General features: G+C 55.6%; 15 protein-coding genes. 6 read left to right on the top strand and 9 right to left on the bottom strand.

Going from position 1 to position 13,791, the window contains the following annotated elements:
* The first annotated feature begins 21 nt into the window (after positions 1-21).
* The 5 genes from KJP28_RS12755 (at position 22) to KJP28_RS12775 (ending at position 5,130) form a co-directional block, all read left to right on the top strand.
* Positions 22-1,005, top strand: coding sequence for an acyltransferase family protein (locus tag KJP28_RS12755; RefSeq protein WP_218392987.1), 984 nt, complete (start codon positions 22-24; stop codon positions 1,003-1,005).
* A 118-nt stretch (positions 1,006-1,123) separates the two neighbouring features.
* The gene (gene rfbC, locus KJP28_RS12760) at positions 1,124-1,651 is read left to right on the top strand and encodes a dTDP-4-dehydrorhamnose 3,5-epimerase (RefSeq protein WP_218392988.1); all 528 of its coding nucleotides are present in this window, start codon (positions 1,124-1,126) and stop codon (positions 1,649-1,651) included.
* A gap of 46 nt (positions 1,652-1,697) precedes the next feature.
* On the top strand, positions 1,698-2,642 hold the full coding sequence (locus KJP28_RS12765) for an NAD-dependent epimerase/dehydratase family protein (RefSeq protein ID WP_218392989.1): 945 nt from the start codon (positions 1,698-1,700) through the stop codon (positions 2,640-2,642).
* Positions 2,639-3,961: a protoporphyrinogen/coproporphyrinogen oxidase gene (locus tag KJP28_RS12770; RefSeq protein WP_218392990.1), complete on the top strand. Its 1,323-nt coding sequence runs from the start codon at positions 2,639-2,641 to the stop codon at positions 3,959-3,961. The genes KJP28_RS12765 and KJP28_RS12770 overlap by 4 nt, the downstream gene beginning before the upstream one ends.
* A gap of 23 nt (positions 3,962-3,984) precedes the next feature.
* Positions 3,985-5,130 carry a glycosyltransferase gene (locus KJP28_RS12775; protein ID WP_218392991.1) on the top strand — a complete coding sequence of 382 codons (1,146 nt, stop codon included), beginning with the start codon at positions 3,985-3,987 and terminating at the stop codon, positions 5,128-5,130.
* Between the two features lie 11 nt (positions 5,131-5,141).
* Here the strand turns inward: KJP28_RS12775 and KJP28_RS19990 are convergent, their stop codons facing one another.
* From KJP28_RS19990 to KJP28_RS12805, 7 genes are all read right to left on the bottom strand, one after another.
* The gene (locus KJP28_RS19990) at positions 5,142-6,140 is read right to left on the bottom strand and encodes an NAD-dependent epimerase/dehydratase family protein (RefSeq protein ID WP_336245346.1); all 999 of its coding nucleotides are present in this window, start codon (positions 6,138-6,140) and stop codon (positions 5,142-5,144) included.
* A complete protein-coding gene (locus KJP28_RS12780; protein WP_336245347.1) occupies positions 6,067-6,969 on the bottom strand; it encodes a sugar phosphate nucleotidyltransferase in 903 nt (300 codons plus the stop codon). The genes KJP28_RS19990 and KJP28_RS12780 overlap by 74 nt, the downstream gene beginning before the upstream one ends.
* A 117-nt stretch (positions 6,970-7,086) precedes the next feature.
* On the bottom strand, positions 7,087-8,202 hold the full coding sequence (locus KJP28_RS12785; protein WP_218392993.1) for an NAD(P)/FAD-dependent oxidoreductase: 1,116 nt from the start codon (positions 8,200-8,202) through the stop codon (positions 7,087-7,089).
* Positions 8,203-8,212: 10 nt separating this feature from the next.
* On the bottom strand, positions 8,213-9,550 hold the full coding sequence (locus tag KJP28_RS12790; RefSeq protein WP_218392994.1) for a nucleotide sugar dehydrogenase: 1,338 nt from the start codon (positions 9,548-9,550) through the stop codon (positions 8,213-8,215).
* A gap of 69 nt (positions 9,551-9,619) precedes the next feature.
* A complete protein-coding gene (locus KJP28_RS12795) occupies positions 9,620-10,144 on the bottom strand; it encodes a glycosyltransferase (RefSeq protein ID WP_218392995.1) in 525 nt (174 codons plus the stop codon).
* Positions 10,141-10,521 (bottom strand): UDP-N-acetylglucosamine--LPS N-acetylglucosamine transferase, encoded by a 381-nt coding sequence (locus KJP28_RS12800; RefSeq protein ID WP_336245337.1) that lies wholly within the window; start codon positions 10,519-10,521, stop codon positions 10,141-10,143. Before KJP28_RS12800 ends, KJP28_RS12795 begins: the two co-directional genes overlap by 4 nt.
* An 89-nt stretch (positions 10,522-10,610) precedes the next feature.
* Entirely contained in the window at positions 10,611-11,345 is a 735-nt protein-coding gene (locus KJP28_RS12805; protein WP_218392997.1) for a polysaccharide deacetylase family protein, read from the bottom strand.
* Positions 11,346-11,877: 532 nt separating this feature from the next.
* Here KJP28_RS12805 and KJP28_RS12810 point away from each other — a divergent pair.
* Positions 11,878-12,330: a rhomboid family intramembrane serine protease gene (locus KJP28_RS12810; protein ID WP_418887936.1), complete on the top strand. Its 453-nt coding sequence runs from the start codon at positions 11,878-11,880 to the stop codon at positions 12,328-12,330.
* Between the two features lie 76 nt (positions 12,331-12,406).
* Here the strand turns inward: KJP28_RS12810 and KJP28_RS12815 are convergent, their stop codons facing one another.
* Positions 12,407-12,964, bottom strand: coding sequence for a VPLPA-CTERM sorting domain-containing protein (locus tag KJP28_RS12815; RefSeq protein WP_218392999.1), 558 nt, complete (start codon positions 12,962-12,964; stop codon positions 12,407-12,409).
* A gap of 168 nt (positions 12,965-13,132) precedes the next feature.
* Positions 13,133-13,720, bottom strand: a complete 588-nt coding sequence (locus tag KJP28_RS12820; RefSeq protein WP_218393000.1) for a VPLPA-CTERM sorting domain-containing protein — start codon at positions 13,718-13,720, stop codon at positions 13,133-13,135.
* Positions 13,721-13,791: the final 71 nt, after the last annotated feature.

The following is a 13,791-nucleotide window of genomic DNA, read 5'->3' on the forward strand; positions in this document are numbered from 1 at the left end:
GAAGCTTTGCTAGGAGCAAAAATGCCAATCGGTCCGGGCCAGTTTCGCCTTTTTCTCGCACTTTGCGTGTGCGTCAGTCACCTGTCCCGCGTGAACATCGGAGAGACCGCGGTGTGCCTGTTTTTCATGCTAAGCGGTTACTGGGTCGTGCGAATGTATCATGAGAAATACGCCAACCTTCAATTTCCAAACGCGACGTTCCTGATCTCACGCTTCCTGAGGATATGGCTGCTATATTCGGTTTGCACAGTGGTCTCGATTGCGGCATTCGCGATCATCCTCGGTCGCTACAATCCATCCAACTGGATTGCGCTCCCCCTGCTGGGAACGGCCGCGCATGGCAGGGACGTTCTGGGAATATCGTGGAGTCTCGACATCGAGGTGCAGTTCTACCTCACGGTGCCATTTCTTGCGTCCTTGCTGCTGTCGCCCGGTAACACGCGAAACTCGGTCATACTGGTCACAGCGTGCGCCCTTACCGTATTGGGGTGGTTCCTTGCGGACAATTACGGCATCGACGTTCTGTTGGCCTACATCGTCCTCTTTCTTGCAGGTGCGCTCTCTTACACGTCGCAATTGAAACCAAGCGGTCGAGCAGCAATCGTTTCTGCTATCGTTTTCGTCTTGATCGGACTCCTTGCGCTACAGACGCCCCTCGCAGCTTTGTTTGATCGGACGCAGGCTAACCCGTTCAACGACCGGTGGTTTTCAGTCGTCTGGGTGCTCGTATTGGCACCTCTCGTCCACTGGAATGTTCGCCAGAGCAGCTCGCCGTTCGATCGAAAACTGGGAGATCTGTCTTACAGTATCTACCTTGTCCATTATCCGCTGTATTCGATCGCTGACCACCAGCTGGGCGGTGCCAATCCAGTGGAAAAGCTTGCGCTGCTGGCAGCGACGATGCCAATCGCCTTGATACCGTATCTCCTGGTCGATCGACCGCTGGATCGCAGGCGCGAAGCGCTTTCGAAGTACATCGCGCGCCGTCTCCATCGTTTCGGATGATGAAACAGACCTGTAAGCAATTCACCGCAAAAAGCTATTTTTACCAAGCCGATAATGCGCTACGTTTTCATTTGGGTATTTGACATAGCCTTTTTTTTTGCTGCAGGGATTGAGGGTCATGCGTTTCACTGAAACACCCTTATCGGGTGCTTTTGTCGTTGAATTCGACAAGATCGAAGATGACCGGGGTTATTTCGGTCGCGCCTATTGCGCGCGGGAGTTCGAGGAACACGGTCTTGACCCGACCATTGCACAGGTCAACTTGTCGGGGAATTTCGCCAAGGGCACGATCCGAGGTTTGCACTATCAGGCTCCACCGCATTCAGAAGTCAAAGTCATGCGATGCATCAATGGTGCGATCTGGGATCTTATCGTGGACATGAGGCCGGACTCTCCCACTTACCTGAAGCATTTCGGGATCGAGCTTTCATCGGAAAACCAAAAGGCTCTCTATGTTCCGGAGCAGTTTGCGCATGCCTATCTCGCACTCACCGATGGGGCTCAAGCATTCTATTCTGCAAGTGCCTTCTACACACCAGGCGCGGAGGGTGGCCTACGTTACGATGATCCCGCGCTTGGCATCGACTGGCCGATCCCTGTCGAAATCGTCTCGGAAAAAGACGCCAGTTGGCCCCTGCTAGGATGATGGAGATGCAGCCCGACCGATCAGAAATCACCTGCGTGACGTGTCAATGAACCAGCCGATGGACAAGCCTCGAGTTATGGTAACCGGCGCGAACGGTTTCATTGGCCGCGCCGCTGTTAAGGCCTTACTCGAATCTGGCGCAGAGGTGATCGGAACGTATCGAGGCGGCCAAGAACCGGAACTGACGCATGAAAAATTGAGCTGGGCTCAAGCGGATCTCACGACTCGCGCGGGTATCGAAGCCGTCTTTCTTGACCACCAGCCAACACATTTATTGGCTCTGGCATGGTACATGGGGCCGGGAAACCAGCAGGCGCTCGAGAATTTCCGGTGGATCCAACACTCGATCGACCTTCTTTTCGAGTTCTCGAAAGCTGGTGGCAAACGCGTGGTCTTTTGTGGTTCCTGCATGGAATACGACTGGTCAGAAGAAAAGAAACTGAACGAAACCGACACGCCCTTGAGGCCTGACACCGAATATGGCGCCGCCAAATCAGCGTTGTTCACGGCATACGGGCCCCTTTGCCGCAAACTCGAACTTTCGGCAGCATGGGCAAGACCGTTCTTCCTCTATGGCCCCGAAGAAAATCGACGCCGGCTCGTAGCTGATGTCATCGTGTCCTTGCTCGAGGGGCGAGAGGCTCTCTGCACGGAAGGCCTCCAGAAACGCGATTTCCTACATTCCGGCGATGTCGGGCGCGCGATGTCGGAACTCCTTCTCAGCGACATCGAAGGTCCCTTGAACATAGGAAGTGGAACCGCAACAGCGGTGGCCGACGTGGTCAAAGAGATAGGAAGACAAATCGGAAGACCGGATCTGCTTCGCCTTGGTGCGAGAGAAAGCCGTCCCGGCGATCCGCCACTGGTTGAGGCGGACACTACGAAGCTTCACTCTACACTCAAATGGCAGCCGCGATTCGATTTGAATGAAGGTTTGGCTGACACGATCGCGTGGTGGCGCAAGGAATTGGAAAAAGAGGGTTTGAAATGAGCGACGATGATATCGTTATCCTGGGCACCGGTATGGCTGGATTGGGTGCAGCGCACCACTTTAATAGCCAGGGCGTAAGAGCTCGTATGTACGACAAGAACTCTTATCCTGGCGGTCACACCGCGACATTCGTGCATGACAGCGGCTTCGTGTTCGACGATGGTCCGCACATCTCATTCTCGAAGGATCCCCGTATCCAGGACCTCTTCGCATCCAACGTCGATGGTCATTACGAGAAACTGCAGGCGTACGTTAACAACTACTATCATGGAGCTTGGGTGAAGCACCCGGCCCAGGCAAATCTCCACAACCTGCCAACGGAACTTAAAACGCAATGCGTTCTCGATTTCATCGAGGCGAGCAAAACGGACGTGGTTGAAAAGCCGGCAAACTATCTTGAGTGGCTGATCAGCGTCTTCGGCAAAACCTTTGCGACCCACTTCCCGGCAGTCTACGGCAAAAAGTATCACACAGTCGATGCCGAGAAAATGAGCACCGTCTGGATGGGTCCCCGTCTGTATCGCCCCTCGATGGAAGAAGTCATTCGGGGGGCACTGTTCGCCGAAACGCCGGATGTTCATTACATTTCCGACTTCCGATACCCCAGCGAAGGCGGGTTCATTTCGTATCTGAAACCGTTCATGGAAAAGGCCGAAATGAAGCTCGACCACGAGGTCGTCCACATAGACCCAAAAGCGAAAAGCGTTCGGTTCGCCAATGGTGAAACGGTGGAATACAAGCAGTTGGTTTCTTCGATCCCGCTGCCCGACCTCATTCCCCTGATAGACGGGGCACCCGAGAACGTAAAAGCCGCTGCTGCTCAGCTTTGCGCAACGACTTGCGTTACGGTCAATATCGGCCTCGCGCGGGACGACTTCACGCCGGCAACCTGGACCTACATCTATGACGAAGACATCGTGTTCACGCGACTGAGCTTCCCGCACAAGATGTCGCCGTCCACGTGCCCACCGGGCACCGGTTCGATCCAGGCGGAATGCTACTATTCCTGGAAATACCGCCCGCTGGACGTGACGCCGGATGATCTGATCCAACCTGTCATCGACGACCTCGTTAAGATCGGGCTAATCCGCGAGGACGAAGAAATCCTGCATACCGATGCGCGACTGATCCCGCACGCGAACATTATCTTCGATCTCGACCGGGAAACCGCTCTGCCGATCGTTCACGAATGGCTTGACGAAATCGGCATTACCTACGTTGGTCGGTTTGGGGAGTGGGGATACCAATGGACGGACGAAGCATTCAAGTCTGGCGAACGAGGCGCGCGCCAAGTCCTTGAACGCCGCGTCGATGCTTGATCGTGGGGCAAGGTAGGAACGAAATGGTCGAGAATCTCGAATCCAGGACGGACGCGCGGGTCGCGCTGCTTTCGTTGCGGAATATCGAGAACCACGTCTCGCGATCACACGGTTACGAGTTCGAAGATACAATCCTGGAAATGGATCAGGCGGACCTGATTGCGCCGGAAGCCATCCAATCCCAGCGCATCGTTACCGGAATAAAGAACCGACTGTCCTACCGTTCCCAAGCCGCGCGATACCTGCCAACCGGACTGAAACAGGTGGAACTCGGTCAAGACTATGATCTGTTTTTCTACAGTATCGCTCAGCTTCGTGATCTCAATGCGCTGGACGCTGTGCGGTCTTGGCGCGAAAGGTCTGCGAGCGCCATTTGCTGGATCCAAGAGCTTTGGATTGCACATCTTGACCAGCACGCAGCACTGCTTGAACGTCTGAACGAATTTGATTTCGTCATCTGTTCATTTGCAGGCACGGCAGAAGCACTTAAAGGGCGGCTGAAAGTCCCGGTACATGCAATACCCTGGGGGCTCGACGCGGTTCATTTCTGCCCCTGGCCGAATCCTCCCGAACGGGCGATCGAAGCCCTGGGTATTGGCGTCCGGCATCCCAATACCCATGCAGCGCTGATCGACCATGCAGATCGCACTGGAAGTTACTATTCATATGAAACGATATCCGGTCGCGCCGAAATGACCGATTATCGTGCACATCGGAAAAACTACGTCGGTCAATTGCAGCGGTCGCGCTACTTTTTTTCTTACATCGCGAAAATCGAACGACCAGAAGAACGCGCCCTGCAAACAGAGTTTGGTCTCCGTTACATCGAGGGTATGGCAGCCGGTGCGGTTATCCTGGGAAGCAAAATCGACAGCGACGCTTTCCGGAAACACCTGGATTGGGAAGATTCCGTTATTGACGTGCCTTACGACTGCGCGGAGATCGATAAGGTGATCGAAAGCCTGAATGCAGAACCTGAACGGCTGGCCGCAATCAGTCAGAGGAACATTGTCACTTGTATCGAACGGCACGATCACCTGGACAGGTGGCGCCGGGTCTTGGAATTGGCCGGTCTTGAAACGACGCCCCAGATGAGCGCACGCCAGATCAAGCTCGATGAGTTGGAGGCACTGGCGCAAGGTGTTTCCACCTCGATAGCCGCCAGTTAACCTCTGATTTTTCAGCCTGTCTTTCTGAATTCGGCATCAAGCCGTTCTTCCGCCACCAACGCTTCGAGCTGAGCGAGGCGCTTGTATTTCCGGCCTTCGAAGTCTTCGGGCTTCAGCCCGTATTCCTTGACCGCGTCGAAGAGCTGCTGCGCGCCGCGCACGGCGTCCCATTGCGGTTTGAAGTCAGGGATCAGGCGCTCGATCTTGGCCGAACTAACCCGATATGACCGATTGTCCGGTCCAGCATCCGAAGCGTAGTCGATCTTGGCGCCGGGCACCGTATCGGCGACGATTTCGGCCAGATCCTTGATCTGGTAGTTGTTCTCGGTGCGGCAGACGTTGAACGCTTCACCACGGATCGCATCCGCATCGGCGTTAAGAGCGGCGACGAACGCGCGGGCCATGTCCTCCACGTGAATGATCGGACGCCACGGCGTGCCGTCGGACATCATCAGGATTTTCCCGGACGTGTAGGCATGCGCGACGAGGTTGTTCAGCACGATGTCGAACCGCATCCGGGGACTGACACCGTAGGCCGTCGCGAAGCGCAGGAAGACCGGCGTGAAGGTCTCATCAGCCAGCGGCTTCAGATCGCGTTCCGCGAGAACCTTGGAGCGCCCGTAATCCGTTTGCGGATTGAGCTGACCGCTCTCGTCGATCATGTCGGCACCCGCCTTGCCGTAGTTCGAGCAGGACGACGCGAATACGAAACGAGACGCGCCAGCTTCCTTTGCGCATTGCGCCACGTGGACGGAACCTTCGTGGTTGATCTTCTGCGTCAGACCGGGGCGCAATTGCCCGAGCGGATCGTTGGACAGGGCCGCGAGGTGGACGACCGCATCGAACCCCTCAAGGTCCGCCGGCGTCAGATCACGGATGTCCTTTCCGATATTTTCGACCTCGGGGATCTCACCGCCAGGTGGAAAGTCTGCTCGGTCAAAGAGATTTATATCGCACCCAGTCACCTGGATGCCCGCCGCGGCCAATACCGGCACGGTTACTGTCCCCACGTAACCCAGATGTCCCGTTACCAGAACCCGATTGATCTTCCCATGTTGCCCAGGGTCGGTTGCCATTTTTCCACATCTCCTCAAGCCGCCGTTTGTCGGCCAAATGATCCATACAATACCAAAATCCCTGATGACGGTAGGCCATCAGTTCGCCGAGTTCCATGAGCTTGGGCAAAGGGCCTTCTTCCCACATGATCTCGTCGCCATTCACATCCGCAATCGCCTCGAAAACCTCTGGCTCCAGGACGAAGAAACCACCGTTGATCCAATCGACCGCCGTCTCAGGCTTCTCTTCAAACCCCAAGACAAGTCCGTCTTCTCTTACAGAGAGGTGTCCGAAGGTCGTCAGTGGCCGCACCATCGTCATGGTCGCCAACTTGCCATGCGACTTGTGGAAAGCGATCAGTTCGTTGATGTCGACATTTGAAACGCCGTCACCATACGTCAGCATGAACGTCTCGCCGCCGAGATATGGCTCCAACCGGGCCAACCTGCCACCGGTCATGGTGTCGACCCCGGTGTCGATCATGTCAATCGTCCAAGGCGGCACCGGAGCGGGATCGGGAAGCTCGCCTTCTGGCTCGCCAAACAACTCCCGGTTTTCGAAATCCACTCTGAGGTTTCCGCCATATTGGCAAAGGTCGGAAACGTATTTCTTGATCATGTCGCCCATGTAGCCGAGCGCCAGCACGAACTCATGATGACCGTGGGTCGAGTAATGCTGCATGATATGCCAAAGGATTGGCCGGTTCGCGACCTCGACCAATGGTTTCGGTCGGACCCGCGTTTCTTCAATAAGACGCGACCCCTTGCCGCCTGCAAAAATCACTGTTTTCAATATGCCCTCCTGCGACCGGACAGACCGGCCCCGTTGAGTCTGAATGCGACTCGGCGATTTCACAATCACCTTAACCAGTTTTGCCGCCAGAATCTGGTATTCGTTGTTTTAATTCAGCAAATTTACTGTTTCCTCAGCAATTGCCAAAGCCGACGTAAGCCCCGGTGATTCAATACCGTAATGAAGGACATGCGACCCGGCACCGTGTGTCGCCGGGCCGTCGATCCGGAAATCAGGATAAAGGCCACCGGCGAGCTTCGGGCGAACACCCGCATAACCGGGCGCAAGGTCTTCTTCTTGAATATCTGGCCAGTAATGCCGGATCGCCTCTGCGAAAGCTGCGCGGCGGGCGGGGTCGACACGGTAGTCGAGGGAATTGGGGTCGTTGGAACCGCCCCATTCCGTGTCGGGTCCGAACTTTGCCTGCCCGCCAAGATCAAGTGTGAGGTGGACGCCGAGACCGCCTTCGCGCGGAACCGGGTAAATAAGCCGCTTGAACGGGGCGCTGCGTGACAGGGTGAAGTAGTTCCCTTTTACATAAGCCATGTCTGGCGAGGGCGGGAATCCTTCGATCCGATCGGTGAGTGACGCGGCCCAAAGCCCGGCCGCGTTAATGAAGCTGCGTGCGCTTAGCCGCACCGGTTCAGCGCCGCCGATGTTAAGGAGGATACGACCGCCTTCTTCGATGCGCCCGCCCTCCACGGGTGCCTGCAGTTGAAGCTGTGCGCCGTGTGCTTCTGCTTCAGTCAGCATCGCGAGCATATAGCTATGACTGTCAATGATCCCCGTCGATGGCGAATGAAGTGCTGCCGTGACCTTTCCCAGAGAAGGTTCCATCCGTCTCGCCATCTTTCCGTCGATCGGGACAAGGTCTTCCACGCCATTCTCCAACGCGCGCGCCGCGATCGAGGGGAGCTTTGCCGCCTCGTCTTCATTCGTCGCGACGATCAGCTTGCCACAACGCGCGTGCGGCACGTTGTGCTGCGCACAGAAATCATAGAGCAAGTCCCGCCCACGCCGACACAGCCGCGCCTTGATCGAGCCGGGGTCGTAGTAGATCCCGGCATGTATCACTTCCGAGTTCCGTGCGCTGGTTTCCTCTCCGAAACGCGGACCGCGCTCGAGTAGCCAAACCTCCCGCCCAGACATTGCCAACGCGCGTGCGATCGCGATGCCCACCACGCCCGCTCCGGCGACGACAACGTCGACCTCGAAAGTGTCCATTGGTCAAGCTCTACGCTTTAGTAACATTATCGAGGGACAGTCCACGCCGAGCGATCGCGTTTCTGGTGTCAATCACCGGAACACCAAGTTCAAGTAGAGCGCTGTAGTCAACGTTGTCGTGATCCGTCGAAATTAGCACCGCATCAAATGTTGAGTGCTCTAAGTCTTTAGTATCAATAGAACGAAGTCCAACCAGATCCGGATAGTCGCGCATGGGAGGTACTTCAGGGACATGCGGATCAAGAAACTCGACGTGAGCACCGTAACCTTTGAGGATCTCCATCAAGCGCATAGAAGGGCTTTCGCGCATGTCCGACACGTTCTTCTTGTATGCAATGCCGACAACCAGGATCTTGGCTCTACTCAGGCCGATACCGCATTCACGATCGAGCACTTCGCGCAGTCTGGTTACGACGTAATGGGGCATGTCCGTGTTTATTTCGCCAGCCAGTTCTATGAACTTAGTGGACAATTCCAGTTCACGAGCACGCCATGTGAGGTAGAACGGATCGATCGGAATGCAATGACCGCCAAGCCCGGGCCCAGGATAGAATGGCATGAAACCGAAGGGCTTCGTCGAAGCGCCGTCGATCACTTCCCAAACATCAATTCCCATCGCGTCGAAGATGACCTTTAGTTCATTGACCAAAGCAATGTTCACGGCTCGGAAGACGTTCTCCGCGATCTTGACTGCTTCTGCAGTTTGGGTTGTCGATACCGGGACTACCTTATCAACTACATTTTCATAGAAAGCCTGAACCAACGCGCCGGCCTCTTTGCCATCGCCTGCGACGATTTTTGGTATGGTCGCGGTTCGGTAAGACGCGTTGCCCGGGTCTTCGCGCTCCGGTGAAAAGCCCAGAAAGACAGAACTACCGACCCCGTGCCCGGAGCTCGCAATGATCGGCTTCAGGACTTCTACCGTCGTGCCTGGATAAGTTGTGGATTCCAGAACGACCAGGCTTCCTGGCGCTACGTGTTCAGCGATCACCTCGGCTGTTTGCCTAACAAACGAGAGATCCGGTTCGCGATATTTGGTCAAGGGAGTCGGAACGCAGATTACGATCACGCCACATTTACTCAGTTCCGCAAAGTCAGTCGTCCAATCCACGCTGTCAGACGCATTCAATGCTTGAAGGTCACCCGACGCAACCGCTTCGATGTAACTGTTACTCTCTTCGAGTTTCTCGATCTTGTCAGGAGCGACATCAAAGCCGGTAACAGGAAATCCTCGCTTCGCCGTCGTCACGGCAAGCGGCAGCCCTACGTATCCAAGCCCGATAACACCAACTCGAGCGGACTTGTGTTGGATGGAATCGAGTAATTTTTCGAAATAATTGTCGGACAAAGTTTAGCTCCTAGAAACATGACTGACACCGGTGGTGCGAAGATGAGGTTGGTTGGATAGTTCAAATGCTCAAGTTGAGGCTCGCCAAGATTCATCTCGATGAATAAACGCCTTCAAAGCATCTGTCAGACGTGTCTCAGCGAACTCAGAAATGCGATCCGAGTACGATGATGAAGAAAGCTCGGCAACGGCAAGATCAATTACGCCCGGCAATTGAACCTCAGTTTCTGCAACGTAAATCCCGGCGCGTTCACCGATGTTTTGAACGGTGGTGTATTGGTGATCATTCCGCGTCTCCCGCAGATGGCCACGTCGTGGCATGATGACAATTGGTTTGGCCAACTGGAGGGCCGTTAGAATTGATCCCATACCGGCATGCGAGACAATCAAGTCGGCTTGTTCAAAACGGTTGCCGTACTCGTCGGGGGTCAATTTATCGACCCATTCAAAGTTCCGAGGCCGGTAGCTCTCAGCACCTTCGCTCGTTATCTGGCCAAAGACGGTGTCCGCATTCGATGCACCACCGGCCCATTCGTCGACCGCGCGCACTAGGCGGTCGAATGGTTCATGGGTCCCAATGGTCAAGAATATCAAAGCACAGCTCCCAGAAAATCCGGACCGTCGGGAGAGGCCAAGTGTTCCCACTGCGTGAGCCAGAGATCAGCATAGGGGCGCGCTTGCCTACCGGACAAAGACATTTCCGCCCCGTTTGCAATGCTGTCAATCCAAATGGTTCGAGCGCCAAACAAACGACCGAGACGCAAGGCGAAATATCCAGGCGCGGCCCCGGTCGTGACGACAACTTCAGGACGAATGCGAATGAACACAATCAGAAGTTCGATCAACTGCTTCACCAATCTGGCTTTCTGCCAACGATTGGCTTCGGTAATCAGGCAAAACCCAGCCTCATCCAAACGTTCATGCTTTCTTATGACCTTTTCCAGACCTGCGTCCGTCGTGACATACGTCACTACGCAATCGTCCCACGCTGGGCGGAGCCTCATAAGCTGCACCCAATGGCCCCCCGCCGAAGAAACCGCCAATACATGATTTCTCCGTGTCATCTCGCACTGGCTCCAGCCGCGTTGTCGAAGAGATCACCAAACCGCATGATAGCGAAGTCATGTTTGTCTGCAAAATCCAGAAGTGCGCCTGTCAGTGAAATAACGTAGTCTTTGTGGCCCTCTGGATTAGGGCCTCTGAGAGGCCTTTCAAAATCATGCATGAGAATGACACCACCACCTTGGGACTGCACGTCTTTCAGAACATCTTTTACCGGCCGGGGAGCCCAACTGTCGCGGCTGTCGATGGTCCAAAAAGCAAGTCGATCCCTGACACGGCTCGCGTAGATGAGACTACCGAGCGTGATTTTTCCGAAGGGTGGGCGGAACAAGTGCGTTTGAATCCCAATGCCTTTTAAGTCTTCGCGTCCCGCCATTACGTCACGGATCGAGCGAACAGGTGGGGTCTGCCAAGCATTGGTATGATGTCTGGTATGGCTCCCGATTTCATGTCCGGAATCGTGCAATTTCAGAGCGAAATCACTGTGGTTCGTGGCGTTTTCACCGATTAGAAAAAAGGTGGCACGAGCGTTCCGGGCTTCGAGAAAGTCCGCAAGATTTGAACTGAAGGATTCAGATGGCCCGTCGTCGAACGTCAATACTATCGCGCGCTTTTGTGCGCATAGTTGTCGCAGCGACCTCGTCTGCACACGGCGTACGACCCAGGGCACGAAGTACCAAAGGCTGCTCGCAAACACCACCGCGAGAGCAACTATGAGGATTAGATCCAACATGCAGGTCCCCTGCCGTCCTCTGCCCATACCCCAACGTCACAAGTGTCGTTTCGGCACCCAATACGTCAAGGCTTATTTCAACAATTATGCACGGCTGAAACGATGTTTCGAAGTTGGCGTTTCGCGGAACACGACAATCCGGAAATTACCGCGAAGTCGTTGAATTTCGGGGATCAATTAGCGTTATTCCCGCTGGTACCGGCAAATTCCCTATGGCCACGGCCACCACCGCTTCGGCAACCGCGAAGGCCTTCCGACAAGCAACTTCGAATGCGCTGCAACTTGGCTTGCACCGACCTGCGGGCCGGGGCAAAGCTACCATATGGGTTCCCGACAAAAACACGTCCCTCCCCTTGGCGCCGCAATCGTCGCGCTGGTTTTAGCGAACGTCGGGATTGAACTTGTTTTGACTGCAGCCGACTACGGTGTGTTAGGGACTCAACGCTGGCGGGCTATCGCCTATCAGAACGGTGCTTTCTGGGCAGGATTGCTGCATGATTGGCGACCCAACTTCCCAGCTCAACCCTGGACGATGTTCCTCAGCTACTCTTTGTTGCACAGCGGGCCGGTCCATATGATCGGAAATATGCTCGTTCTGTGGGTCGTCGGTCGGATCCTACGACTTCGTTTGGGTGTGAAGGGGTTTTTCTTCGTCTATCTCGTCTCGGCGGTCGGAGGCGCGCTTCTGTTCGGTTTATTGACCTCCAGCCCGCAACCGATGGTTGGCGCGTCTGGTGCATTGTTCGGCCTCGTCGGGACGTGGCAATACTGGCGCTGGTCGGGGCGCCGCAGGGCTCGGCGCAGTCTTCGACCTGTCCTTCAAACGATCGCCGTGCTGGTTGCGTTGAACGCAGTCGTCTGGGTGCTTCAGGGCGGACTACTCGCGTGGGAGACCCACCTCGGCGGCTTCGTCGCCGGCTGGCTGGCCGCCGCACTCATCGAATGGAAACGCGGCGGGCCGCTAAGACGTCGCCACGTCGCGTGAACGTATTAAGTCGCTTCAACGCACAAACAAAAAGGCGGCCCATGAGGGCCGCCTTCCTGCAAACTTTGCTAGACCGTCAGGCCGACTTGCGACGCCGCAGGAACCCGAAAGCTCCCAATGCAGAAAGCAGGAGCACGCCACCCGCAGGCACTGGCACTGCCGACATTCCCGTGTCGAAGAAGGTTATATGTGACACGCCCTTACGCTCCGGCGTCACCCAGGACATGCCGAGCGCCTCGTCTGCCGTCAGGTCGGTGTACAGATAGTATCCGTTGCCGGCCTTCACGGCGAACGCCGTGATTTTCGGGTCGCTCCCCGTTGGCGTGTAGGTCCATGAGCCGGCGATGATCTCGGACCCGTTCTTCGTTTCGGTCACTTTGAACTTGAACTCGTCTCCGGTGATCGACGGGAAACGCGTGCTCACCTCCGACAAGGTCAGGCTAGCGCCGAATTTCACGATCGTCGGCGAGCCGTCAGGATCGCCGAGCAAGGTGCAAGCGCTAAAGCCGCCCTTGCCTCCCTCGCATTCTTTTCCGTCATAGTACTTCATGACTGCCGCAGATGCGGCACCTACCGTCATCATCCCGATCAGGGATGACGCGATAGCGGTCTTCATTGCATTCATAATAGTCATTCCTACCCCCAGTAGAAAATCAAACACTCTACAAGCCTAATACTTAGCGTCTTTTTTTTGTTCAGTCACTGATTCTCTGCAATAGCGTGAATGCGAGTCAATACAGGATAACCCAACGAAAACGGGCGGCTAATATGCCGCCCGTGCTCAGTAGATAAGTCTGCGTAATCAGGCCCCGCGGCGACGTCGCAGGATCCCGAAAGCACCCAATGCCGAAAGCAGAAGCACGCCACCGGCTGGCAGAGGAACTGCAGCCGAGATGTCCGGAGAGCTGCCGCCACCGGTGTCAGTAACCCTTGCGAAGAAGTTGATCACACGGAGCTTGTCACCGCCCGGCGACCAGAAGCCACCTACCGTGCCGTCTTTGTTCAGATCGGACGCGATCATCCCGCCACCAGGCGTGTTGAGAAGCATTGCCGTGATGATCGGGTCACCTTCGCCCGGCGTGTAAGTCCACTTGCCGGCCAGTGCATTACCGTGCTTGCGGTGGGTCACCTCGAATTTGAACTCGCTTCCGTCAAGCGACGCGAAAAGCGGGTTTGCGCGGCGAAGCGAGAACTCGGTCGTCCCACGCATGTTCACATTGAACATGATCGCAGCCGTCGAGTCGTCGAACGTGCACGAATTGTATGCTGCGCCCGTGCCGCAATGCTGACCATCGAATTTCGTGACAGTTACTGCAGAAGCGGGAGCGGTCGATACCAAAGCGGCGAACGCGGCTGCGACAGCCGATTTCACCATAAATCCAATCTTCATTTCTTTCCCCAATTCCAAACTCTACCCCATCCTTGCCTTGTTCTTAGCACAATTCCGCCGAAAAGGGAAAT

The organism is Maritimibacter dapengensis (assembly GCF_019218265.1).
In the GTDB taxonomy this organism is placed as follows: Bacteria; Pseudomonadota; Alphaproteobacteria; order Rhodobacterales; family Rhodobacteraceae; genus Maritimibacter; species Maritimibacter dapengensis.